This window comes from Bacteroides rodentium JCM 16496 (genome assembly GCF_000614125.1).
GTDB classification, from domain to species: Bacteria; Bacteroidota; Bacteroidia; order Bacteroidales; family Bacteroidaceae; genus Bacteroides; species Bacteroides rodentium.
Window position 1 is genome coordinate 1 of record NZ_BAKJ01000058.1, and the last position, 23,917, is coordinate 23,917.

Sequence of the window (23,917 nt, forward strand, 5' to 3'; positions counted from 1 at the left end):
ACTCTTCACTGTCTCGGTTTTATTAAGGAAGTAATAGCCTTTTAGCTGAAAAACTGTGTATTCTGCTCGAAAACATGTACTTTTGCAAACCATATGAATGAATTGCAGAGTATGAACAGACCCGAAAAGCGAGTATTGGTTGGCATGAGCGGAGGTATAGACAGTACCGCCACTTGCCTGATGCTGAAGGAGCAGGGCTATGAGATAGTCGGTCTCACCATGTGGGTGTGGGGGGACGAACCGGTAGAAGCCCGCCAGCTGGCAGACAGCATGGGCATTGAACACCATGTGGCAGATGAGCGCGAAGCCTTCCGACAGGTAATCGTACAGAATTTTATAGATGAATATCGCCGGGGGCGGACTCCGAATCCTTGTGTGATGTGCAATCCGCTGTTCAAGTTCCGCATCCTTGCGGAGTGGGCGGACAAGCTGGGGTGTGCCTATATTGCTACCGGGCACTACACCCGTCTGGAGGAACGGAGCGGCAAGGTCTATATCGTAGCCGGGGATGATGACAAGAAAGACCAGTCCTACTTTTTGTGGAGACTGGGGCAGGAGTTGCTGAAGCGTTGCATCTTTCCCTTAGGCACCTATACCAAGCAGCAAGTCCGCGAATACCTCCGCGACAAAGGTTATGCCGTCAAGGCGGAAGAAGGCGAGAGTATGGAAGTCTGCTTCATTAAGGGCGATTACCGCGACTTCCTGCGCGAACACTCTCCGGAGATAGACCGCGAGGTGGGACCGGGATGGTTTGTCAATTCGGAAGGCGTCAAGCTGGGCGAACACAAAGGCTTCCCCTATTACACCATCGGGCAGCGCAAGGGACTTGAAATAGCTTTGGGCAAACCTGCCTACGTCTTGAAAATCAATCCTCTGAAGAATACGGTGATGCTGGGAGATGCCGAACAGCTGAAGACGGGATATATGCTTGCCGAACATGAGAATTTGGTGGATGAGGAAGAGTTCTTTGAAAGCAAGGAGCTGACCGTACGCATCCGTTACCGCAGTAAACCGATTCCGTGTGACGTGAAGCGCCTGGAGGACGGCCGTCTGCTGGTGCACTTCCAGACGGAAGCCTCTGCCATCGCTCCGGGACAGTCTGCCGTGTTCTATATAGGCCGAAGGGTGGTGGGCGGCTCCTTTATCGCTTCCCAACGGGGCATCGGGATGTTCCTTTAATTTTTAATTTATAATTTATAATAGTGAAAAGACCTCTACTCCTTTCAGCCTTTGTCCTGCTTGTGGCGGGAGCATCGGCACAACAAGACACATTGAAGTATCGCATCAGCCTGAAGGATAAGGCTGCCACCACGTATGCCTTGGAACATCCGGAAGCGTTCCTTTCAGAAAAGGCGATTGCCCGCCGGCATAAGCAGAACTTGCCGATAGATTCTACCGACTTGCCGGTGTGCCGCAAGTACGTGGACGAGATTCGCCGTCAGGGCGTAAATGTCGTGGTTACCGGTAAATGGGAGAACTTCGTCACGGTATCGTGCAATGACTCCACCTTGATAGACCGCATCGCCGCACTGCCTTTTGTCCGTGCCACGGAAAAAGTCTGGACAGCTCCTGGGGGAGGCACTCCAATGATGCCTGCCCGACGCGATTCTTTGATTAACCGGCCGAGTGTGCATCCCGACAGTATCTATGGACTTGCCGTCAGCCAGATAAAGATGAGTAATGGTGATAAATTGCACCGCGAAGGGTTCAAGGGGCAAGGCATGACGATTGCCGTTATCGATGCCGGTTTCCACAATGCCGACAAGATAACCGCCATGCAGAACATCCGGGTATTGGGAACCAAAGACTTTGTGAATCCGCAGGCAGACATCTTTGCCGAGAGCAGTCATGGCATGATGGTGCTGTCCTGCATCGGCATGAATCAGCCCGGCATTATGACCGGTACGGCGCCCGAAGCTTCTTTCTGGTTGCTGCGCAGCGAAGACGAGTATTCCGAGCACCTGGTGGAGCAGGACTATTGGGCGGCAGCGGTGGAGTTTGCCGATAGCGTGGGGGTGGATGTGCTCAACACTTCATTGGGCTATTACACTTTCGACGACAAGTCGAAAGATTATAAGTATCGTGATTTGGACGGATGCCATGCACTGATGTCGCGCCAGGCTTCACGTGTTGCCGACAAGGGGATGGTGCTGGTGTGCAGCGCCGGCAATTCGGGCATGGGCTCGTGGAAGAAAATCACACCTCCGGGAGATGCGGAGAACGTGCTGACCGTGGGTGCCATTGACAAGAATGCCGTACTGGCTCCTTTCTCCTCTATCGGGAATACGGCGGACCACCGGATAAAACCGGATGTGGTGGCTGTCGGCTTGGGGCTGATGTCATGCGTACGGATGGTAACCAGGGCAAGGCAAACGGTACGTCGTTTTCTTCTCCTATCCTATGTGGCATGGTGACCTGCTTGTGGCAGGCTTGCCCCGAACTTACGGCTAAAGAGGTGATAGAACTGGTACGCCGCTCCGGCGACCGCAAAGATTATCCCGATAATATATACGGTTATGGTGTGCCCGATATGTGGAAAGCATACCGGGATTGCCTGTACAGTAATACTTTATCCGGCTAAAGTGATACTTTATTGCCGATAAAGCATCGCTTTATTACCGTTAAAGTGATACTTTATTGCCGTTAAAGTGATACTATAGTGTTGATAAAGCGTCACTTTATTGCCGATAAAAACAAATAAAGCAACAAACTATTGAATGACAATGCAGTATGGACTCACTCTCTTTGTATGAACTCAACGCCCTTGTGCGCCGCAGTCTGGAACAATGCCTCCCCGACGAATGTTGGGTGCAGGCGGAGTTGAGCGATGTGCGTACCAACAGCACGGGGCATTGCTATCTGGAATTTGTGCAGAAAGACCCCCGCAGCAATAGTCTGATAGCTAAGGCGAGAGGCACTATCTGGCCAATGTGTTTCGGCTGCTGAAGCCCTATTTTGAGGAGGCTACGGGGCAGGCATTTGTTTCGGGTATCAAAGTGCTGGTGCAGGTCACTGTCAGCTTCCACGAACTTTATGGATACAGTCTGACGGTGCAGGACATAGACCCCACCTATACGCTGGGCGATATGGCACGCCGCCGCAGGGAAATCCTGAAGCAGCTCGAGGAGGAAGGAGTGCTTACCCTTAATAAAGAACTGGATATGCCCCGCCTGCCGCAACGCATTGCCGTCATATCTTCGCCGACGGCGGCAGGCTATGGTGACTTCTGCCATCAGCTGGAAAACAATTCCCGGGGTTTCTACTTTTATACAGAGCTGTTTCCTGCCTTGATGCAAGGTGACCGTGTGGAGGAGTCTGTCCTTTCTGCTCTCGACAGGGTGAATGCACGCTTGACAGAGTTTGATGCGGTCGTCATTATCCGCGGTGGAGGCGCCACGTCCGACTTGTCCGGTTTCGATACTTATCTGCTTGCTGCTGCTTGTGCACAGTTTCCGTTGCCTGTCATAACGGGCATCGGTCACGAGCGGGATGACACGGTGCTGGATTCTGTGGCGCATACCCGTGTAAAGACCCCTACGGCGGCTGCCGAATTCTTAATAGAGTCCATGAACAGCGCTGCCGATGAACTGGCAATGCTTGCTTCCCGCTTGCATGAGGGTGTGAGAAGTCTGTTGCAGCAGGAACAGCGCAAACTCTCCGGTTACAAGAACCGGATTCCTTCTGCCGCCTACCGTCGCATCTCCGAGGCCGGATTCTCTTTGCTGGCTGTGCGGAAAGATGTGGCGCAGGCCGTCACCTCCTCCTTGTCCCGCCATCGCCATCGCCTGGAATTGTTGCAACAACGATTGGAGGATACATCACCGGAAAAACTGCTTGCTCGCGGTTACAGCATCACGTTGAAGGATGGGAAAATTGTGAAAGATGTTAGACAAATGAAAGTGGGAGATGAACTTGTAACTCATTTATATCAAGGAAAATTATTGTCTGTAGTGCAAAAGAAAATGATTTAATTGCCAATTGGCTGCAGTATTCTCCTTGCATGTGCATTTTATATATAGTTTAACATAAAAATATACTAAAATGAAAACACGTAAATTGTTAGGAACACTCTTGTTATTCTTGTTGGCACTTCATTTTGCATCATGTAATGATGATGACAAAGTAGATGGCACTTTCGATATCTCGCAGTTGTCGGGGCAGTGGGTAGTGACTATTCCTAAATTAAAAGTTGACGCAGTGGAACGCTATGTCTTTGACACTAAGAGTCAAACTTGTGAGGCTTGTGTTTCCGGACCGGCTGTTGATGGTCTCCTTCGTACTTACAGCTATGTGATTGATATGGAGAATAAGCGGATTACTTTGACTGATGAGAAACATGGTATAACAGAAAAATATGAAATACTTAGTTTGTCGGCAGAGAAAATGAGATGGAAGAATTTAGTCCTTACGAATGAGAATACTGATAAGGAACTTGTGAAGGAGAAATAATATGTTATTCCAATTATATGCCTAAGAAAAAAGAAACCTACTCCGAAGCCATGACGCGTTTGGAGAAAATTGTCAGCCAGATAGACAACAACGAACTGGAGATAGATGTGCTTGCCGAAAAAATAAAGGAAGCAAACGAGATTATAGCATTTTGCAGCGATAAATTGACCAAAGCTGACAAGGAAATTGAAAAATTACTGTCGGAGAAGCGGGAATCTGAAGAATAAAAGCTATTTTTGTTGCAAAATGTACGTAATAGAAGTAACTAATACTTTGAGATATGAAAGAACTTGATTGGGCTAATCTGCCGTTCGGATATATGAAGACAGATTACAATGTGAGAATTTATTATCGTAACGAACAATGGGGTGAACTGGAAGTTTGCAGCGAGGAAACCATTCCTATGCACATGGCTGCCACTTGTTTGCATTATGGTCAGGAGGCATTTGAGGGCTTGAAGGCTTTTCGTGGCAAAGACGGTAAGGTGCGTATCTTCCGTTTGGAAGAGAATGCAGCCCGCCTGCAATCCACTTGCCGTGGCATCCTGATGCCGGAACTTTCTACTGAGCGTTTCAAGGAAGCCATTCTGAAGGTGGTGAAACTGAACGAACGTTTCATCCCGCCTTATGAATCGGGTGCTTCTCTGTATATCCGTCCGTTGCTGGTGGGTACCGGCGCGCAAGTAGGCGTACATCCTGCCAGCGAATATCTGTTTGTAGTGTTCGTGACCCCGGTAGGCCCTTACTTCAAGGGTGGATTCTCAACCAATCCATATGTTATTATTCGCGAATTCGACCGTGCTGCACCGTTGGGTACCGGTATCTATAAGGTAGGTGGAAACTATGCGGCCAGCTTGCGTGCCAACAAGAAAGCGCACGACCTGGGTTATGCCTGCGAGTTTTATCTCGATGCCAAAGAGAAGAAATACATTGATGAGTGCGGTGCCGCTAACTTCTTCGGCATCAAGGACAATACCTACATTACTCCGCTCTCTACCTCCATCCTGCCTTCCATCACCAACAAGAGCCTGATGCAACTGGCCGAAGACTTGGGCATGAAGGTGGAACGTCGTCCGGTTCCCGAAGAAGAACTGCTGACTTTCGAGGAGGCGGGTGCCTGCGGTACGGCTGCCGTTATCAGCCCCATCGAACGCATCGACGATGTGGAGAACGGCAAGTCGTACGTCATCTCCAAGGATGGAAAGCCGGGACCGGTCTGCACGAAGCTCTACAACAAGCTGCGCGCCATCCAGTATGGCGACGAACCCGATACTCATGGCTGGGTGACTATCGTTGAATAATACGGTGACGGTAATGTCTGTTGTATAAGACTTGCCGTGAATTTGTTTTTTATACTTTTAGGCACGGATGGCGCGGAAAACACGGATAGATTCAAGAGGGAGACCGTGAAGATTCGTGCAATCCGTGCCTAAAATAATATGTTTTATGTTTCAATACTTCTTAAATGGGAAAAAACAAGTTAGAGAAGTTTGCCGATATGGCGGGTTATCCGCATGTTTTCGAGTATCCGTATTCCGCGGTAGATAATGTGCCGTTTGACATGAAAGGGAAGTGGCATGAACAGTTCTTCAAGAACGACCATCCCATTGTCCTCGAATTAGGTTGCGGTAGGGGAGAATATACTGTCGGATTGGGGCGCATGTTTCCCGAAAAGAACTTCATCGGAGTGGATATAAAAGGGGCCCGTATGTGGACGGGAGCTACCGAGTCGCTGCAATCGGGCATGAAGAATGTGGCCTTTCTGCGTACGAATATCGAAATCATAGACCGCTTTTTTGCTCCGGATGAAGTGAGTGAAATTTGGCTTACTTTCTCGGACCCGCAGATGAAGAAGGCTACAAAAAGGCTTACTTCCACTTATTTCATGGAGCGCTACCGCAAGTTCCTGAAGAATGACGGTATCGTTCATCTGAAGACGGACAGTAACTTCATGTTTACCTATACCCGGTACATGATTGAAAGAAACCGGCTGCCGGTGGATGTGATGACGGAAGACTTGTACCACTCTGGCATGGCTGATGAGATACTCAGCATCAAGACCTATTATGAACAACAATGGTTGGATCGTGGCTTGAATATCAAGTATGCCAAGTTCCATCTTCCGCAAGCGGGCGAGTTGCAGGAGCCGGATGTGGAGATAGAGTTGGATGAGTACCGCAGTTATAACCGTAGTAAGCGTAGTGGACTGCAAACCAGTAAATGATGCGAATCAGTAGTTAAAATTACTACTGATTCGCATAAAAATAGTAAATCGTCAAATAGTAAATACAATGACATTATATCCAAAATTAATCCTTGATGCATTGGCAACAGTGCGTTATCCCGGCACCGGAAAGAATCTTGTTGAGGCTGAGATGGTGGCCGATAACATGCGGATTGACGGGATGAAGGTCAGCTTCTCGTTGACATTCGAGAAACCGACTGATCCGTTCATGAAGTCAATGGTGAAGGCTGCCGAGACAGCTATACATACGTATGTTTCTCCTGAGGTGGAGGTTGTGATTACGACTGAAAGCCGTCAGGCGGCACGTCCGGAAGTGGGTAAGCTATTACCCCAGGTGAAGAATGTTATCGGAGTGTCTTCCGGAAAAGGTGGGGTAGGCAAGTCCACGGTTGCTGCCAACCTTGCCGTGTCTTTGGCAAAGTTGGGTTATAAAGTAGGTCTGCTGGATGCTGATATCTTCGGGCCTTCTGTTCCAAAGATGTTCCAAGTGGAAGATGCCCGTCCGGTGGCAGAGAACATTGGTGGACGTGACTTGATTGTTCCGATAGAGAAGTATGGCATCAAGCTGCTTTCCATCGGTTTCTTTGTAGACCCCGACCAGGCCACTCTGTGGCGGGGAGGTATGGCAAGCAATGCTTTGAAACAGCTGATTGGCGATGCCGACTGGGGAGAGCTGGATTATTTCCTTATCGACCTTCCTCCCGGAACGAGCGACATTCATTTGACCGTGGTGCAGACATTGGCTCTGACAGGAGCTATCGTTGTCAGCACGCCGCAGGCTGTGGCGCTGGCAGATGCTCGCAAAGGCATCAATATGTTTACCAATGATAAGGTGAATGTGCCCATTCTCGGCCTGGTGGAGAACATGGCCTGGTTCACGCCTGCCGAATTGCCGGAAAACAAGTATTATATCTTTGGAAAAGAAGGTGCAAAGAGACTGGCTGAGGAAATGAACGTACCCTTGCTGGGGCAAATCCCTATCGTGCAGAGTATCTGCGAGAGCGGTGATAAGGGGACTCCGGTTGCTTTGGATGAGAATACGGTGACCGGGCGCGCTTTCCTGCAACTGGCTGCTGCCGTAGTCCGTCAGGTAGACCGCAGAAATATGGAAATGGCACCGACACGGATTGTGGAAGTGCATAAATAGACATGGATATTTCTTTTATGAAAAAGGAGCAATTGCCCGTCGCCGGGTAACTGCTCCTTTTTCATTAGAACTTGTTTAGAGAGAGAATTGGTTTATTTAGTTGGAGTAACAGTGGCATTCTGAACAGCAGGGCTCTTCTCCGGTTCTTGCAGACGGAACATGATGGGGACTGTATATTTTACGTTTACAGCCTGCCCTCTTTGCATGCCGGGCTTCCACTTGGCATAATGGTAGTCAGGCGGATTGCTTCAGCATCCAGCAGAGGGTCGGCACTGCGGAGAACTCTGGGATTGATGATGTTACCCTCTGTATTTACGATAAACTGTATGACAACTCTTCCCTGAATCTTAGCTTTCTGTGCAGCTACCGGATATTTGATGTTTTTGCCGATGAATTCCATCATTGCGGGCATGCCGCCGGGATATTCGGGCATTTGTTCTACGACTTCAAAAATGGTTCCCTCCTCCGGTGCCGTTGTTCCTTCCGGAGCATAACCCACTACCACCATTTCATCTATTTTGCTTTCAATGGGAGCATACTTCACCGGGGTCTTGTCTTCTGTCAAGCGGAACATCACTGGTACCGTAAATCTTACGCGTACTGCTTCTCCGTGTTGTGTACCGGGTTTCCATTTAGGCATGGCACTGATGACGCGAATGGCTTCTTTATCCAATTCCGGGTCAATGCCGCGCAGTATTTTTACATTGGTAATACTGCCATCCTTCTCCACGACAAATTGCACGGTGACCCGTCCTTGCGTACCTTTCTTCATGGCTGCTTCCGGATATTTGATGTTCTTGCTCAAGTATTCCATCAGTGCAGACATGCCTCCACCAGTGAATTCGGGCATGTGTTCCACTACCTCGAAAATCGGATTGTCCGGAGTTCCCGGGTCGCTTTGCATAACTTCATTCCATTTCTCATTGTAAACGATTGTCCAATTCGTTCTGTTCTCTTTGGGTAATCTTTCGTCAGTGAAAGAGATGGCTTTCTCTTTGTTTCCGTCTTGATATAAGAATAATAATTTTGCTTTGGGAGAGGCCTTGAATTCAAAGCTTCCATCGGCTTGGGTAGTGACTCCGGTAGGAGTAGAATCAGGGTTGCTTAGTATTTTCACACCTTGTATCGGCTTTCCATCCTTGTCCACTACCTTTCCTTTGTAAGTCACGGTTTTCGTATCTTGTTCCGGTTGGGGAGCTGCTTGAGGGTCTTGAACTTCCGGTGCCGGTTGTTCGGTTTTGGGGTCTACAGCCTCTATGACTTCCGCTGCAATCTTCTTTGTGGTACGTGCCACTGCTTCGATATTGCTGACAATCATAAGTAAGGCCGCTAAAGGAAGGAACATCAGATATTTGGTTCTTCCTATTTCTTTTGTTCTCTTTTTGTTCATCATCTTGATGCGTTTTTTTAAAGGTAAAACATTGAAACTATTATAGATAGTTGCTGCAGCCTTTTGATGTGACAATCCTAGCAGATGGTATTGGTAGGTTTTGGAGTCATAGCCGTTCTCCAATACGCGGGCGTCGGCCATATATTCCAGATTGGTGCGGATTTCCCGTTTCATGAGCCAGGCAAAGGGATTGCACCAGCAAAAAATGCACACCAGTTCACTGATGATGACATCAATGGAGTGCCATTGCCGGGCGTGTGTCTGCTCATGGGTCAATATTTCGTTGAATTCCTCTTCCGTATGCGAGGACGGATGGATAAAAATCCAGTGGAAAAAGGAGAAAGGCCCGTCTGCTTTGGGGAGCAGATGTATATTTGTGTTGCCTATTTGTACCTTGCGGCATCGGCATGCCAGGCGGATGATGCCCGCCAGTTGCATGATGAGGCGTATCATCAGCAATGTCACTATTCCCCAATAGGCGATATTGGCATATTCTGAAAGGATGCTTTTCCAGTCGGTAGGAGCCGCTTCGGTGCCTATTGTGAGTTCCGGTAGCACAACGCTGGCATAGAGGTCTGCCATGGCCACCATCGGTTCCTGCTCCGTAATCCACGTTTGTATGTTCAGCAGAGGTACAGCGGCAGAAACGGCAAAGAAACAGAGCAGTGCGGTTCTGCGCCAGCCGAAAAACGTGTCTTTGTAGAAGAACAGCCGATAGAATGCATAAAACAGTACTATCGCTACATTCACTTTCAGAAAATAGGCTAACATGTTTACTCCTTTCCTTTCTCTATCATGTCTATAATGTCTTTCAGGTCATTGGCCGAAATCTTCTGGTCTTTGGCGAAGAACGAAACCATTTCCTTATAAGAATTTTCAAAGTAGTTGCGCACAAAACCGCTCATAAAGGTACGTTTGTATTCGCTTTCGCGTATGAGCGGGGTATACTGGTAGGTGTTGCCTACACGTGCGGCACGGATATACTGCTTGCGCTCCAGGTTTTTCACAATAGATGCTACAGTTGTGTAGGGAGCGCCGGTTTGGGATATTTGGCAACAATGTCTTTTACGAAGCAACTGCCCAGTTCCCAAATGTACAACATTGCTTCTTCTTCTTGTATCGTTAACTTTTCCATGGATAAAGTATTTAAATGAATTCAATGCAAATCTACGAATATTTCGTAAACTAACATCGAACAGTGAGTTAATTAATCTAAATGCTCCTACTGCATGTATATTCTTTTGCCGGATTGAAAAGAACATGGCTGTTGATAATCTTCTTTTGGCTAAGATTGTCTATCTTTGTTCCAGTTATTTTTTTACCTTAAATAAAGCAGAAATATGGGAACAGTTAAATCGTTGTTGCTGGGAATGTGCTTCGTATTGGGTGCATGCACAAGCCAGACTTCTACTGTGCAAACCACAGAGAAGGGAACTCAATGGGAATGGCAGAATGGTACCATTGTTGTCAAGACTCCCGAGCGTCCGGCAGGACAGAAGAGTGTATTGGGACTGACTACTCCGAAGCTGGAGGCAGTCCGTGTGGGTTTTGTTGGTTTGGGTATGCGTGGTCCCGGAGCAGTGGAGCGTTTCACTTATATTCCGGGTACGCAGGTAGTGGCTCTCTGTGATTATGAAGAGGCCCGTGCAGATAAATGTCAGGAGCTCTTGAAGAAGGCATCCATGCCCAAGGCCGCTGTCTATTCCGGTGACAAAGGATACGAGGAACTCTGCAAACGTGATGATATAGATTTGGTTTATATTGCTGCAGACTGGCTGCATCACTTCCCCGTTGCCAAGTGTGCGTTGGAGAATGGAAAGAATGTAGCGATAGAAGTGCCTTCGGCCATGAATCTGCAGGAATGCTGGGATTTGATTAACTTGAGTGAATCTACCCGTAAGCATTGCTTCATTCTGGAGAACTGCTGCTATGACTGGTTCGAGATGAATACGCTGAACATGGCGCAGCATGGCGTGTTCGGTGAAGTTATCCGTGCGCAGGGTGCTTATATACATAACTTGAGCCCGTTTTGGGACCATTATTGGAAGAATGGAGAAAATGACAAGCTGGGCTGGCGTTTGGACTACAACATGAAGCATCGTGGTGACGTGTATGCCACTCATGGCCTTGGCCCGGTGGCGCAAGCACTGGATATTCACCGTGGTGACCGTATGGAAACGCTGGTAGCCATGGATACCAAGTCTGTAGTGGGCAAGGAGCTGGTAGAAAAAAGAACCGGCGAGGAGTGCAAGGAATTCCGTAACGGTGACCATACCACGACCATGATTCGTACAGCCAATGGAAAGGTGATTGAGATTCAGCACAATGTAATGACACCACAGCCTTATAACCGTTTGTATCAGCTTACGGGTACCAAGGGATTCGCCAACAAATATCCGGTAGAAGGGTATGCGCTTGACGCTGACCAGCTGAGTGCATCGGGCGTTCAGCCCAAAGTGGATGATTTGAATTCACACGGTTTCCTGCCGGAGACGGAGATGGAGGCACTCGTGGAGAAATACCAGCATCCCATTTTGAAGAAGTACGGTGAGATGGCGAAGGAAGTAGGAGGTCATGGTGGCATGGACTTCGTGATGGACAGTCGTCTGGTATATTGTCTGCAAAACGGTCTTCCTTTGGATATGGATGTATACGACCTTGCTGAGTGGTGCTGCCTTGCAGAATTGGGAGAACTTTCTATGGACAACGGTTGTGCGGCTGTGGCATTCCCCGATTTCACCCGTGGTGAATGGAATGTGGTGAAGGGTTACAAGCATGCATATGCAACTCCGGAAGAAGAAGCGGCTGCTATGGAGAAGGCAAAGGCATTTACTGCTAGACTGAAAGAGCAGGGAGCCAAGGAATGGCTGAAAAGTAATAGCGGTATGAGGGTGTCAAAATTCACCACAGATTACACAGATTAACACAGAATGAGCTTAATCTACTGATAATCAAAGATGCTTATCTGTGCAAATCTGTGTAATCTGTGGTGAATACCAGTTTTGACACCCTCTTGTCATTTAGCAACTTTCAGCAACTCTTCCTTCATCTTCTCCACTCCCGGAAAGCCGGTTTGCCTGAACGTGGTGTTTCCTTTGCGGTCTACAATCAGATAAGTCGGTACCCCTTCTATCTTGAATGCGTCCGATAGGTATTTCCATTGGGCATCTGTCAGACGGAAATGTTCGCCGTGGATGTCGGGAATCATATTCTCCCAGGTCTTCAAGGGGGAGGTTTCGCCGGTGATGTACAGATATAGGATATCCTTGTCTTTCAGTTCCTCCTTCATGGGGGCCATCGTCTTGTTTGCCATACGGCATGGACCGCACCAGGTGGCCCAGAAATCTACTAACAATACTTTTCCTTTGAATTTGCTGATGATGGAAGTAAACAAATCTTCGTTGCTGACGTTGGCGTCCACTTGGTTGATGGTGTAGCCCGTCTTTTTCTTGTTGGCTTCAAGCTGTGCCAGCAGTTCGTCATTGGCGGCAGTCAGCATTTCACGGTATGCGGCGGGCATGGCGGCAACGGTGGCCTTTTGCTCGTCGGTGAGCGGGGTGAAGTTCTTGATACCCCGGTAGAGGGTGACATTACGGGCTATATCGAAGAAGATACCTTTGTCGGTTCCCCAGGCTTTGGACAGTTCCTCACTCCGACTGATGTTTCTTGAGGCCATATTCACATACTGGTTGGATAGTATGGATTGCGGAATATTCAGTATGGCCATGTCTGTGTTGGATATATAGTCAGCAGGAACCTTCTGGCTCAGTTCTTGATAGTAGTTTCTTGCTTCTTCCTCCTTGATGAGGTTGGCACGCAGGGCGGCTGATGTTAGTAGGTTGGCAACCGAGCCTAATATCCCGTTTGTGGTCAGTTTATTATTAATAGTCAGCAGTTGGCGGGTAGAGGCACTGCAAGGTAACTTGTCTATTGTTCCCTGCATTTCATCGGACATTTTGAGTATGTATTTTTTTGCAGAATCAATGTCCTTGCCGGCTAATACGGCAATGTCCTTAAAGAGCTTCTCTTGTATGTTGATATCGGCACGGTTTCCGTTCAACTCTTGTGCCACGGTTTCCAGCGGCCCGTTGATGTATGCCATTTCTCCATAGGGCTTCCCCTCACTGTGGAATTTAGACTTGCGTCGGGAAGCTTCGCGCAGGTTGACGTATATTTCTGTTGTCTTACCCGGTTCCATGAAGAACTGGAGCATATGCTCTCTACCCAAATATATGGTACATGGGGTAGTGCCGGGCAATGTTACTTCTTTGGTGAAACTGCCGTCAGGCTGGATATCCAGTACTACTTCTGATAGATCTCCTTTTAGGCTTTCCCATAGTACCAATGCTATTGGCATTCCCATATTGGGGCGTGAATCCAGGAGGCGGCCTTTCAGCATGGCTTTTCCGTATTGGATGACCGGTTCGGGAAGTTCGGCATTAGGGTCGGCTTTGTGTACTACGGCGTTCTGGGGAAGTGCCAGCTCCGGCAGTTTCTTGCTTTTCAGCTGTATTCCCCAGATGCTGAATCCGTTTTCCACCTTTTCGCCTTCGGTGAAGTCGAAGGAGGTAGCATTGTCGGATAGGGGAGGAAAGACCAGCTGGAATTCTGCTTCGCCCGATTCGGGCATCCAGAATTCTTTACCTGGTATGATGCCTATACCGGAACGCAGTTGGTAGGTTTCTCCGTTATTGTCTGTCAGGTAGCTGTCAGGTGCAATCTGTATCCAGTACTTGGGGCGATACTTGGCATAGATATGGAGCACGGTTGCCGTGTCGCTAAGGACTACTTTACTCACTTCGATGGAAGTCGTGTTTCTTACGATAAACGGTGGTTGGTCAATCACACGGTTTTTGGCTTGCAGGGTACAGCAGATGCACAGCAGGAAGCTTGCTAAGAGGAAATGGATGCGTCTCATATAAATTGTTTTTTGCGAATTTACGAATGTCTCGTAAAGAAACAAGCATGTGGGAGTTAATTGATGTAAAATACTTCCATTTCTTCGTTTTTCAAAGAAACCTTGTATCTTTGCCGGTAATACTTAACACTTAATATCTTGTCATATGAGAACCAGAATTCTTCTGATGGGCTTGTTGTTGGCCGCTGTTGCCAATGCCCAGACTGTCTATCATGATGCTTCCGCCTTCCCCCTTCTGGGCAAAGCAACAGAATCTACCCTTACCCGCTATGAGCGTCTGCCGGACTCTCTGCAGAACATCTCCCGCAAACCATTGTGGGACTTAGGCCGCAACAGTGCCGGACTCGCCGTGCGCTTCCGTTCCAACTCTACAAGCATTTCCGCCAAATGGGAAGTAAGGAACAATATGAGTATGAACCACATGACACCGACCGGCATTAAAGGCCTCGACCTCTACTGCTTGCAAGACGGCAAGTGGATATTTGCCGGTAGCGGACGTCCGCAGGGCAAAATCAATAAGGCGACTATCGTAAGCAATATGTTGCCCGAGGAGCGCGAATACCTTTTGTACCTTTCTTTATATGACGGGGTTACCTCGCTTTCCATCGGCGTGGATTCTTTATCTGCCATTACCCCGCCGGCAGTAGACTTGCCGAAACGTGAGAAGCCGGTGGTATTCTATGGTACCAGCATCTTGCAGGGAGGCTGCGCTTCCCGTCCCGGCATGGCGCATACCAATATTCTGGAACGTTGGCTCAATCGTGAGTGCATCAATCTGGGATTTAGCGGCAATGCCTTGCTCGACCTGGAGATTGCCGATGTCATAGCCGGTGTGGATGCTTCTATGTTTGTCCTCGACTTTGTGCCCAATGCTACCGTGGAGCAAATGAGAGAGCGTGCCGATAAGTTCTATACCATTATCCGCAGCAAGCATCCCGATACGCCTGTCCTTTTCGTGGAAGACCCTCTCTTTACCCACTCTCCTTTTGACACCAGGATTGCCAAGGAAGTAAAGGACAAGAATGAGACATTGAATGCCTTTTTCCGTTCTTTGAAGCAACGTGGAGAGAAAAACATCTATTTCCTTTCTTCCCGTGACATCATCGGCCACGACGGGGAGGCTACAGTAGACGGCATTCATTTTACCGATTTGGGCTTTATGAGGTATGCTGAGATACTTTACCCGATATTGGAGAAACACATGCGACCGTAATTAGGCATTATAGCCGTTTGTCTGTTTGCTGCCTTGCCGATGCTGTAGGGAATGTCTTATGCTTCTTATACTCTTCAATCACATGTTTCCTGCTCTGCAATATCTGCCAGCGATATACCAGGCACGTGGTGATGAAGTAGAATCCCGTTTGTATCCATAGTGCCTGGTACTCGAAAGAGACTTCATTGAGTGTGGCTCCCATGCTGTTGATGCGTACGTAGCCGTTGATGCCGAAGGTAGAAGGGAAGATGTACGAGAAGTACTTCCAGAAAGCGGGCATGGCAGCTCCCGGCCATGAAATGCCGGAGAGGAACAGCAGTGGCACGGAGGTGAACACGAACAGCAGCATGCACGTTTCGCGGTTGCGGATGGCAATGGATGCTGTCATGGCAAAGAAAATACAAGCGGCCAGGTAGGGCAGGGTGAACAGAGTCAGGACACCGGGTATCGCTATTTGGTTGAGGCTGAAAAGCCATGGAACCACACACAGTATATATACCGATACCAGTGAATATACCATGAAGTAGCTCAGCCCTTTTCCCATCACAATGCGTAGTGTGCCGTTGTAGTGGCGGTTGATAGGCACCAGGTCGCGGAAGCGTTCTGCTCGCGTGCCGTCCCGGCAGACAAGCCGATGCCGAGTAGCAGCGTTTGCTGGATAATCAATACCAATACTGCCGGAATCAGGAAAGCGGCAAATCCGTTGGTCGGATTATAGAGGGCGACATCCTCATACTCTATCGGGTAGGCGGTAATCTCGTCCTGGCGGTCGGTGGTATTGGCGCTTCGCTCCACTTTGATGTCTGCGTTCATGGCGAGCGACACGTTGGTGTTGGCAGTCAGCAAGGCTTTGTAATACAGCAGTCCGCTCATGTCGCAGAAGATGCTGACCTGCGTTTGCTTACCGCGTACAATGTCGTCGCTGAAGGTGGAGGGGATGTAGATAATGCCGTATGCCCTGCGGTCCTTCAACATCAGTTTGGCTTCTTCCATATCGGCGCAGTAGCTCACGAGGCTCACTTCGGGACTGGAGTCCACTTTCCGCAGGTATTCGCGGCTCAACGAGGAGCGTGAGTCATCCACCACGACAGTGGGCACTTCGTGGATAGTTTCGTTGGTATAGATGAAAGCATATATCAACGGATAGACCAACGGAACGAGCACGAAGAAGATGAGCACGCCCTGGTCGCGGAAGGTGGTGCCGAATTCCCGTTTCCATATATAGAACAAGTCATGAATGCCTTGTATCACTTTCTGTCTGAACGTCAGGTCTTTCATTAGGGCATGTATTTATAGTAAACCAACGCTCCTTTCAGCCTATGGGCTATAAGGAACGGAAGCATCATGAAAATAAGCAGCGCTACGTAGTTGACCCACGAGTAAATCATGGGGTATCCATTCAGTGCCTGGTCCACATAAATCAGGAAATAGTGGCGCAGGGGGAACAGGTTTGCCAATGCCTGCAATACGGGGTGCATGCCCATGGCGGGGAATGACAATCCGCACATGGAGAAAGAGAGTACGCCCCATAGGGAAGCGAAACTGAGTCCCAAACGCAGGTAGGCAGGGTTCCTATCATCAATATTCCCATGCCTTGCGATGCCAGCACCAGGCAAAGGGTGGCAAGTAGCATCGGCAGGATGCCGCTGTTGCAGGGAAAATGGAGGAAACCGTAGAGGTATACATTATATAATATTCCCATCAGGAAGAAGATGGCGGTATGCGGCAGCAGTTTGCCGGCAAGGGAAATCCAGATGGAGTTGTTGCCCATGCGCAGCCATTCGCGGGCGGTGCGGTCTTTTATCTCGACTCCGATGGAATAGACGGTCACCATGAAGATAAGCAGCATCAATACACCCGGTGCAAAGGTGTTGCACAGATATACGGAGTAGTTCAGCCACGGGTTATTGAGTGGATGCGTATCTATGACGATGGGCTGGAGGAAGGCCATCGCTTGCTCCTCGGTAGCTCCTTTGGCATAGAGGGTGCTACGTGCTGCGGCACCGGATGCCAATTCGCTCATCATCTTCATGTCCTTGAAGAGGAGTGAACCTGCGATGAGCAGGGTATTATTGGTATAGAAAGAGAGTTTGGGCTGTCGACTGGCCTGCGCTTTGGCAGAGGTGCCTTCGGGGATGTAGAAGAAACCGTAAATCTCTCCGCGCTGCATGGCGGTGCGGGCTTCGCTGATATTGGGATAGCGAGCCACGACGGCTGTCTGCTCAAAAGCGTCCAGGTTACGTATCAGCTGGCGTGAAGTGGCACTCATGTCTTGGTCCACCACACCTACGGGCATGTCCGTAGGAAGCCCGGAGTCCATCAGCGTGGTGAAGAATATGTAGCAGAACAACGGTGCTATCACCATACAGAACAGATAGAGCGGGCGGGAAACAAGACGGCGGCATTCGCGTCTCATGACATTCCATAGCCTCTCTCCCTTCCCCTCCCCCGTAGGGAGGGGGGCATGTTACTCTTTTTGATGGGTGCTGTACGTTTCATGTTGATATTGTTGTTTTATTTTCTCCCTTATTATCCCGTTGAACATATAAATAGGAGTATCTTCCTATTCCCCTCCCTACGGGGGAGGGGTTAGGGGAGAGGCTTGATTACACTCATCCCTGCTCGCAGTCCTTCCACCTTCTCTTGCGGAGCGGCCCTGACTTCGAATGTTTTCAGGTCGAACTGTCCGGTAGTCTTGGTCGCTTTCCAAGCGGCATATGTGCCGAGGTCTTTCATGTAGTACACTTTCAGGCGGATATTCTTATTGAGTGCAGGGATGAACGCCTCGAATTCGGTATTCATACCCAACCCTTGCAGTAAGTCCTCGCGTACATTGAAGGTTACCCACATATCGTCCAGAATGGCGATGTTCATAATGGGAGCACCCGTGCCCACGAGCTCGCCTACTTTGGGGAATATCTCGGATACCTCACCGGCAGTCTGTGCAATCAGGTAAGTTTCCTTGATGTACGATTCAACTTCGGCCACAGCTCCTTTGGCACGTTCCACCAAGGCAGCGGCAGCGGCTTTGTCCTCGCGTTCCGCACCGTTCTTGGCCATGTCATACTGGGCCTTGGCGGCTTTCTCCGTAGCCCGGGCTGCATTGCGTTGGGCGGTAACTTCGTCAAGCTTTTGTGTAGACATCACGCCTTGGACGTGCAGGTTCTTCACACGCGTGTAGGATTTTTCGGCAATCTCCAGTCCGGCCAGTGCCTTTTGCCACATTTCATAGGCAGCTTGTATCTGTTCCCGACGGGCGCCTTTCAGAGCTTTTTCGTTCTGGGCCTGGGCTGCCGATTCGGCGGCGCGTGCTTGTTCCAGTTTGGCCTGCACGTCCGGAGCCTCCAAAATGGCAAGGGTGTCTCCGGCTTGTACGCTTTGTCCCTCTTTTACACGAAATTCCAGAATACGTCCCGGCACTTTGCTCGATACTCGATACTCCGTTACTTCTGCTTGTCCTTGCACAATTTCCGGCCCTTTACGCAACATGAAGAAACCTACAAGGGCAACGATGGCAATCACTCCCGTCAGCGTGAGGAATGCCAACAACATGTTACTGTTTTGTGATTTTGTATCCAACATATTATTTATTATTTACTATTTGACTATTTACTATTTACGATTGAAGAAACTGTCAACTGCCAATTGTCAATTGTCACTTGTCAATTGTCAATTGTCACTTGTCAATTGCCAACTGTCAATTGTCAACTGCCCCGTTGCCTTTCTCAGATAGATTTCCGTCAGTTTTACGTCAATCTGTGCATCTATCTTTTCCGATTGGGCAGAAAGCCATGCGGTGTGCGCTTCGAGCACATTGCTGGCAGGTATGACGCCTTCCTCAAAGCCAAGTGTAGCGTATCTCAGGTTCTCGTTGGCTTTTTCCAGGTTCTTTTCGGCCATGGTCAGTTTCTTGGCAGCTTCGTTCACTTGGAAAGCCGACTGGTTGACCTGCAGCTCTATCTTTTCTTTGGCGTCATCCAACTGGTATTGGGCGATGCGTGCTTCCGATTTGGCTGCTTTTACTTTATAGATGCCTTCGCCCCAGTGCCAGATGGGTACCGACACCATGACACCCACATTCCACATCCCCTTGAACTTCTTCTCAAAACTGTTGAAGACGGAAGGGTTGGTTGCCATATAGCTGCCCATCAGTGCTATGGAAGGAAGATATTCCGAACGGGTGACATTTACTTTCTGCTTATAAATCTGCGTGGCAAGTTCCAGGCTGCGCACTTCGGGACGGGTAGCATAAACATTGTTGATATCGATGGCACCGTTTTCCGGAGTAGTGGGAGCCAGGTCTTCCTTCTGTTCGTCTGTGAGCATGACGGGAGTGGAAAGGTCGAGACCACACAACTGGCACAGCAGCATCCGGGCAAGGCTCAGGCCGTCGGTTACTTTGGTCAGGGTCATTTCGGCCTCATTCACTTTTACTTTGATGGAGAGTCCGTCTGCTTTGGTGGCAACGCTTCGGCAATCATTTTGTCGACGTCGCTGTCAAGCTTCTGCAGTAGTTTCAGATAGCCTTCTGCCAGCTTCTTTTTATGGGCAAGGGACACTACCTGCCAATATGCCTGGTCTGTGCTCAGGATTACTTCCTGCATACCGGTGTTGTGCTGCTGGCGGGCCAGCTCTTCGGCATATCTGGTGATTTTGTTGTAGGCACGAATCTTGCCGCCCATATATAGGGGTTGGGTCAAGGTCAGTGCGCCCGCATACATGTTGCGGGTATCTGTACGAAAGGCGTCAACCAGGGATTGGCCTGCACCGTCAAGGGCACCTGCCAGGCTTTGTCCCAAAGCCGGCAATTGGCCTGCCAGTTCTGGATGAAGCTGTGCGATGACTTGGGCAGCCTGCTGTAACGGTCCGCTGAGACTTGTGCCCAGTCCGGACAAGGCTCCTTTCTGAGCGTCACTGAGGATGGACAACTCTTTTTGGCTGCGCATATATCCGCCGCTGGCCGAAATATCGGGAAGATAATTAGTGAATGCCGCTTTCCTTTGATAGTGGGCGGCGTTGATTTTTTCCTGGCTTATCAGCAGTTCTTTGTTGTTGGAGATAGCCAATGCACGGCAACTATCCAAGCTTAATGCTTCCTGGGCCTTCATGGGGAAGGACAGGTATGCCAAACAGATGAAACAGAGGAACTTTTTCATTGGGCTATACATTAATTAAAGTGATGTATCGGTTGCTTATACAACAACAATAATTGCATAAACAACGATGCAAATGTATAGGCTTTCAATGATATTGCAAAATAATTTAGATTTTTTTGTATTAATCCAAGCTGAATGATTGCGAACCGATAAGGGTACCGTCAGCAAAAATGTCTACGCGGTAGGTGCCTGCATAGAGGTATTCTTCTACATCCCAATATACGGTGACGGCTTGCTCTTCTCCGTTGTATTCTATATACTTCTTGATGGAATATACCAGTTCCCGGTTCTCGTATGGGAAGGTGTTCGAGGGACTTTTGGTCAGCACGTCATTGTCCGGTTTGGTGATGCGGATGTAGAGGGTGCGTTCGCCGGTCTCTGCAGTGATGTTTTTCACGATGGAGAAGTTTATTTTGAACTTCACGATGTCTTTCACTTTCTTGGCAGTCTTGCCGCGTTTGTTGGTGGGCTGCACAGAGATGTTGGTGGCATCCAGTTGTGCGGCAAGCGTCACGGTCTTGGTCAGGTTCTTCTTCTCTTCGGACAAGTTGCTGATTTGCCGGGAAGCGGCGTTGTACTTCTTGGTGACATCGGCTATGATTTCCTTCTGTTGGGCAGTCAGGCGGTTCAGCGAGTCAATCTGGTTGATGTAGCCTATCATGACTTTGCGGAGAGAGGCCAGTTCCTTCTTCAGACGGCGTATCTCGGTGGCATTGCTGCTCTTCACGGTGCGGAGTTCTTCCAACAGGCGCTGGGTCTTGAGCTGTTCCTGTTCCAAGAGTACGGAGAGGGAGTCGTTGGAGACTGTCAACTTCAGTTCGTCATATTGTCTGGCGAAGTCTGTGTACTGGTTTTCAAGGTCTTCTTTATCCAGATTGAATTCCATCACCAGTTCCTTGTTGGTTTGCTTTTCGGAAATCAGCAGAATGGTAACTCCTATTAATAATAAGATAAGGAGGCTGCCTGCAGCGATGAGCGTTTTGTTGTTTTTTATTGTTTCCATTGATGTTTCTCTATTGTTGTTTTTCTATTGAATTCTTTTGAATCGAATTCTTTGTTTACAAGGATTTGTCCCCTTGTTTCCTCGTCACCTTCTTCCATTGCATCTGGACGGAGTGAATGGCTACGATGATGGGATACCAACGGGCTTCTGCCGGAGCAAGCCTTTTCATGTTGGTGCACCGTTCTGTAAGTTGGGTCAATGTATGCCACTTGCCACTCCAATATCCTTTGGGACGGCGTTTCTTGTCGGCATTGAATTTCCCGAAGTTGCCTTCCTGCCAGATGTCGTTCATCAGCCATTCGCCTGTGGGGACATCAGCCGGATTGTAAGTCATCGGCAGGCATTCTTCCTGAAGACCTAAATATTCTACGGCTACGACCCCGAAGATTTTCGCGGCTTTTTCCAGCCCGTACTCCCGGAGGAGTCTTCTCACAGCCGCTTTGTCAAGCATCTCTTTGTGGTGGTGCAGCAGGCAGGCCCAGTCGCATATCTGCCGCAGTCCGATGCCTTCGTTCAGGGCATGGAGCACGGAGTGTATCAGTATGTAGACCGCATCAAACGTAAGCGGGGGGACGTTGGCAGTACAGTCGCCCACTTGCAGTTTGCGCATTTCTCCCGTGCGGTACCATCGGGCAATTTCCGTTTGGAATTTCTTGTTTGCGGCAGGGGAGTTCAAGGTGTTCAGCACCCGGTGGTTCTCTATGGTCACGCCGTGCCACTCGAAGCCGATATGCTTGAAGCACTCTTCGTCTATTCTTGTCACGTCGGGCAGCAACAAGCTGTTCACTTCTTTATAAAAATCATATCCGGTGAAAAGGTCAATGTCCCCGCACTGCCGGTGTAGCGGGTTCCGGTAGTTTTGTGCCACGCCTTGCCCCTTCAGAAGTACGGGCTCTATGTTGTTGGCACGGCACAGGGCGTATACATTGGCAAGTTCGCGATTCAGCAGGCGGTTCTTTTCCTCGATTTGTAGCAGTGTGTTGCACCATTTCAGGTAGAGCATCCGCGGGGGGCGTTTGTCGGCAGGAAGCGTCTGAATGCCGTCGAGCACAATACCCATCAAGGCTTGCGCGCGTGCCGATTGGTAAAGCTGTGCCCAGTCGGTATGTTCGTCAAACAGCCCGGCATCTGCATCCGTGCCCCATAAGCCGGACTGCACAAGGGTGAAAAACTGCTGTTGTATGATAGTCATATTCTTTTTCTTTATGCGTCTTTTGATAATAAGGACTATTCTCTTTCCCCTCTTTAGGGGAATGAGGGATTATTAGGGAGGCAAAGATAATGCAAACCGAATGCAGAATAAAATGAACTCGTTCATTTTTTATGCTGAGGTGCAGCTTGTCTTCGCTTTTCAGGGCAAAGATAGTGCAAAATTCCGATTAAGTAAGTCTTGTTACTTCCTTTCTGTGTGATAATTAGCGTTTGTTTTCGGTTTTTGGGGTGGAATGTTTATCTTTGCCTCCCGAATTAACGAACTAAAATAATACAAAGATGAAGATTAAGGATATTTATAAAGTGCGTGAGATAGCCGGTGAGAATCTGGTAGTGGAACAAGGGAAGTTGCAGTCGGACATGACAAAGGTAATCTCCCTCAACGGCACGGCACTGTTGCTCTGGAACGAGCTGAAGGGCAGTGACTTCACCCTCGAAGATGCTGCCGAAGTACTGGTAAAGCAGTATGGCATCGACCGCGAGCGGGCCACCACTGACGCTGCGAAGTGGGTGGATGCGCTGACGAAGTGCGGCGTGATAGGCTGAGACTAAAACCTTTTGCGCTTTGAACCCTTCTGGTTCATGGTGTTGAATCCTTTTTTTGTCTCTGCACAAGTCGACAAACTGTGACGAATGCAAGCGGGGTGTTGTCTCTGACATAGAAATAGAACTTGCAGGTATAAGTAAGAGGATGAATTCTAAAGAGGATGTCAAAAGCACATGAACGCTTTATAATGTTATAATATTAGGCGCGGATTACGCAGAATAACGCGGATTCTGTAAAATATAGTCGGACAGAATTGGTTTGCGAAAAAACGCGGAGTAACTTATTTCTCCTCCTCCGGGGAGGAGGAGTACCCGTAGGGGGAGGTGGTAGCGATACACACCATATTGTTTTTTCAGTGATTTATGTTCCCTACCTTCTCCCTACCTTCTCCCTATCTGGCCTGTCTATATATACACGGAGCAGATAAGGGGAAAATAGGATGCAGGCAGGGAGAAAACTGACAAACAGAATAAAATGAAGCCTGTGCATACCTCTAAGAAGGGGATATGAAAGCGGTTGATTCCACCAACGTTTTTTTTTATAGTCGGGCAGAAATGATTTGCGAAAAGAAAAGCGAATAGAGAGAGTATCTCAATTCCCCTCCTCCGGGGAGGTTGCTCTCCCCCGATAACGGGGGA

General features: G+C 48.9%; 14 protein-coding genes and 6 pseudogenes. 11 read left to right on the plus strand and 9 right to left on the minus strand.

Annotated features, from left to right (window positions below; genetic code table 11):
- The first annotated feature begins 111 nt into the window (after nt 1-111).
- The 8 genes and pseudogenes from mnmA to JCM16496_RS18395 all read left to right on the plus strand — a co-directional run bounded on the left by mnmA (nt 112) and on the right by JCM16496_RS18395 (nt 7,840).
- Nucleotides 112-1,179, plus strand: a complete 1,068-nt coding sequence (gene mnmA, locus JCM16496_RS18360) for a tRNA 2-thiouridine(34) synthase MnmA (protein WP_025836063.1) — start codon at nt 112-114, stop codon at nt 1,177-1,179.
- A gap of 23 nt (nt 1,180-1,202) precedes the next feature.
- Nucleotides 1,203-2,581 (plus strand): annotated as a pseudogene (locus JCM16496_RS18365) (S8 family peptidase).
- A gap of 149 nt (nt 2,582-2,730) precedes the next feature.
- Nucleotides 2,731-3,971 (plus strand): annotated as a pseudogene (xseA, locus tag JCM16496_RS18370) (exodeoxyribonuclease VII large subunit).
- Between the two features lie 70 nt (nt 3,972-4,041).
- A complete protein-coding gene (locus tag JCM16496_RS18375) occupies nt 4,042-4,449 on the plus strand; it encodes a hypothetical protein (protein ID WP_025836065.1) in 408 nt (135 codons plus the stop codon).
- A gap of 17 nt (nt 4,450-4,466) precedes the next feature.
- Complete coding sequence (gene xseB / locus JCM16496_RS18380; RefSeq protein ID WP_025836066.1) at nt 4,467-4,676, plus strand: exodeoxyribonuclease VII small subunit; 210 nt, start codon at nt 4,467-4,469, stop codon at nt 4,674-4,676.
- Nucleotides 4,677-4,729: 53 nt separating this feature from the next.
- Nucleotides 4,730-5,749: a branched-chain amino acid aminotransferase gene (locus JCM16496_RS18385; RefSeq protein ID WP_025836067.1), complete on the plus strand. Its 1,020-nt coding sequence runs from the start codon at nt 4,730-4,732 to the stop codon at nt 5,747-5,749.
- Nucleotides 5,750-5,913: 164 nt separating this feature from the next.
- A complete protein-coding gene (gene trmB / locus JCM16496_RS18390; RefSeq protein ID WP_025836069.1) occupies nt 5,914-6,672 on the plus strand; it encodes a tRNA (guanosine(46)-N7)-methyltransferase TrmB in 759 nt (252 codons plus the stop codon).
- 67 nt (nt 6,673-6,739) lie between these two features.
- Nucleotides 6,740-7,840, plus strand: coding sequence for an Mrp/NBP35 family ATP-binding protein (locus tag JCM16496_RS18395; protein WP_025836070.1), 1,101 nt, complete (start codon nt 6,740-6,742; stop codon nt 7,838-7,840).
- A 184-nt stretch (nt 7,841-8,024) separates the two neighbouring features.
- Here the strand turns inward: JCM16496_RS18395 and JCM16496_RS18400 are convergent, their stop codons facing one another.
- Both JCM16496_RS18400 and JCM16496_RS18405 read right to left on the minus strand, forming a co-directional pair.
- The gene (locus tag JCM16496_RS18400; RefSeq protein ID WP_244440488.1) at nt 8,025-10,001 is read right to left on the minus strand and encodes a TonB family protein; all 1,977 of its coding nucleotides are present in this window, start codon (nt 9,999-10,001) and stop codon (nt 8,025-8,027) included.
- A gap of 2 nt (nt 10,002-10,003) precedes the next feature.
- A pseudogene (locus tag JCM16496_RS18405) lies at nt 10,004-10,365 on the minus strand (BlaI/MecI/CopY family transcriptional regulator).
- A gap of 205 nt (nt 10,366-10,570) precedes the next feature.
- Between JCM16496_RS18405 and JCM16496_RS18410 the strand changes: the two are divergent.
- Nucleotides 10,571-12,154, plus strand: a complete 1,584-nt coding sequence (locus JCM16496_RS18410; RefSeq protein WP_025836072.1) for a Gfo/Idh/MocA family protein — start codon at nt 10,571-10,573, stop codon at nt 12,152-12,154.
- Nucleotides 12,155-12,246: 92 nt separating this feature from the next.
- Here JCM16496_RS18410 and JCM16496_RS18415 read toward each other — a convergent pair whose 3' ends face one another.
- Nucleotides 12,247-14,148 (minus strand): TlpA family protein disulfide reductase, encoded by a 1,902-nt coding sequence (locus JCM16496_RS18415; protein WP_025836073.1) that lies wholly within the window; start codon nt 14,146-14,148, stop codon nt 12,247-12,249.
- A gap of 145 nt (nt 14,149-14,293) precedes the next feature.
- On the opposite strand from JCM16496_RS18415, the gene JCM16496_RS18420 reads away from it, so the two are divergent.
- On the plus strand, nt 14,294-15,361 hold the full coding sequence (locus JCM16496_RS18420) for an SGNH/GDSL hydrolase family protein (RefSeq protein ID WP_025836074.1): 1,068 nt from the start codon (nt 14,294-14,296) through the stop codon (nt 15,359-15,361).
- A gap of 7 nt (nt 15,362-15,368) precedes the next feature.
- Here JCM16496_RS18420 and JCM16496_RS18425 read toward each other — a convergent pair.
- The 6 genes and pseudogenes from JCM16496_RS18425 to JCM16496_RS18450 form a co-directional block, all read right to left on the minus strand.
- A pseudogene (locus JCM16496_RS18425) lies at nt 15,369-16,639 on the minus strand (ABC transporter permease).
- Nucleotides 16,639-17,777 (minus strand): annotated as a pseudogene (locus JCM16496_RS18430) (ABC transporter permease). Before JCM16496_RS18430 ends, JCM16496_RS18425 begins: the two co-directional pseudogenes overlap by 1 nt.
- Before the next feature lie 173 nt (nt 17,778-17,950).
- Nucleotides 17,951-18,943, minus strand: a complete 993-nt coding sequence (locus JCM16496_RS18435) for an HlyD family secretion protein (RefSeq protein ID WP_128809724.1) — start codon at nt 18,941-18,943, stop codon at nt 17,951-17,953.
- 87 nt (nt 18,944-19,030) lie between these two features.
- A pseudogene (locus tag JCM16496_RS18440) lies at nt 19,031-20,517 on the minus strand (TolC family protein).
- Between the two features lie 121 nt (nt 20,518-20,638).
- Nucleotides 20,639-21,520: a DUF8429 coiled-coil domain-containing protein gene (locus JCM16496_RS18445; RefSeq protein ID WP_128809725.1), complete on the minus strand. Its 882-nt coding sequence runs from the start codon at nt 21,518-21,520 to the stop codon at nt 20,639-20,641.
- A 55-nt stretch (nt 21,521-21,575) separates the two neighbouring features.
- The gene (locus JCM16496_RS18450) at nt 21,576-22,712 is read right to left on the minus strand and encodes a nucleotidyltransferase domain-containing protein (RefSeq protein WP_128809726.1); all 1,137 of its coding nucleotides are present in this window, start codon (nt 22,710-22,712) and stop codon (nt 21,576-21,578) included.
- 299 nt (nt 22,713-23,011) lie between these two features.
- On the opposite strand from JCM16496_RS18450, the gene JCM16496_RS18455 reads away from it, so the two are divergent.
- Nucleotides 23,012-23,278 carry a PqqD family protein gene (locus tag JCM16496_RS18455; RefSeq protein WP_025836080.1) on the plus strand — a complete coding sequence of 89 codons (267 nt, stop codon included), beginning with the start codon at nt 23,012-23,014 and terminating at the stop codon, nt 23,276-23,278.
- Nucleotides 23,279-23,917 lie beyond the last annotated feature (639 nt).

Coding starts and splice junctions, on each gene's coding strand:
- mnmA (WP_025836063.1), top strand. CDS start 112: ATGAACAGACCCGAAAAGCGAGTATTGGTTGGCATGAGCGGAGGTATA.
- JCM16496_RS18375 (WP_025836065.1), top strand. CDS start 4,042: ATGAAAACACGTAAATTGTTAGGAACACTCTTGTTATTCTTGTTGGCA.
- xseB (WP_025836066.1), top strand. CDS start 4,467: ATGCCTAAGAAAAAAGAAACCTACTCCGAAGCCATGACGCGTTTGGAG.
- JCM16496_RS18385 (WP_025836067.1), top strand. CDS start 4,730: ATGAAAGAACTTGATTGGGCTAATCTGCCGTTCGGATATATGAAGACA.
- trmB (WP_025836069.1), top strand. CDS start 5,914: ATGGGAAAAAACAAGTTAGAGAAGTTTGCCGATATGGCGGGTTATCCG.
- JCM16496_RS18395 (WP_025836070.1), top strand. CDS start 6,740: ATGACATTATATCCAAAATTAATCCTTGATGCATTGGCAACAGTGCGT.
- JCM16496_RS18400 (WP_244440488.1), bottom strand. CDS start 10,001: ATGTTAGCCTATTTTCTGAAAGTGAATGTAGCGATAGTACTGTTTTAT.
- JCM16496_RS18410 (WP_025836072.1), top strand. CDS start 10,571: ATGGGAACAGTTAAATCGTTGTTGCTGGGAATGTGCTTCGTATTGGGT.
- JCM16496_RS18415 (WP_025836073.1), bottom strand. CDS start 14,148: ATGAGACGCATCCATTTCCTCTTAGCAAGCTTCCTGCTGTGCATCTGC.
- JCM16496_RS18420 (WP_025836074.1), top strand. CDS start 14,294: ATGAGAACCAGAATTCTTCTGATGGGCTTGTTGTTGGCCGCTGTTGCC.
- JCM16496_RS18435 (WP_128809724.1), bottom strand. CDS start 18,943: ATGTTGGATACAAAATCACAAAACAGTAACATGTTGTTGGCATTCCTC.
- JCM16496_RS18445 (WP_128809725.1), bottom strand. CDS start 21,520: ATGGAAACAATAAAAAACAACAAAACGCTCATCGCTGCAGGCAGCCTC.
- JCM16496_RS18450 (WP_128809726.1), bottom strand. CDS start 22,712: ATGACTATCATACAACAGCAGTTTTTCACCCTTGTGCAGTCCGGCTTA.
- JCM16496_RS18455 (WP_025836080.1), top strand. CDS start 23,012: ATGAAGATTAAGGATATTTATAAAGTGCGTGAGATAGCCGGTGAGAAT.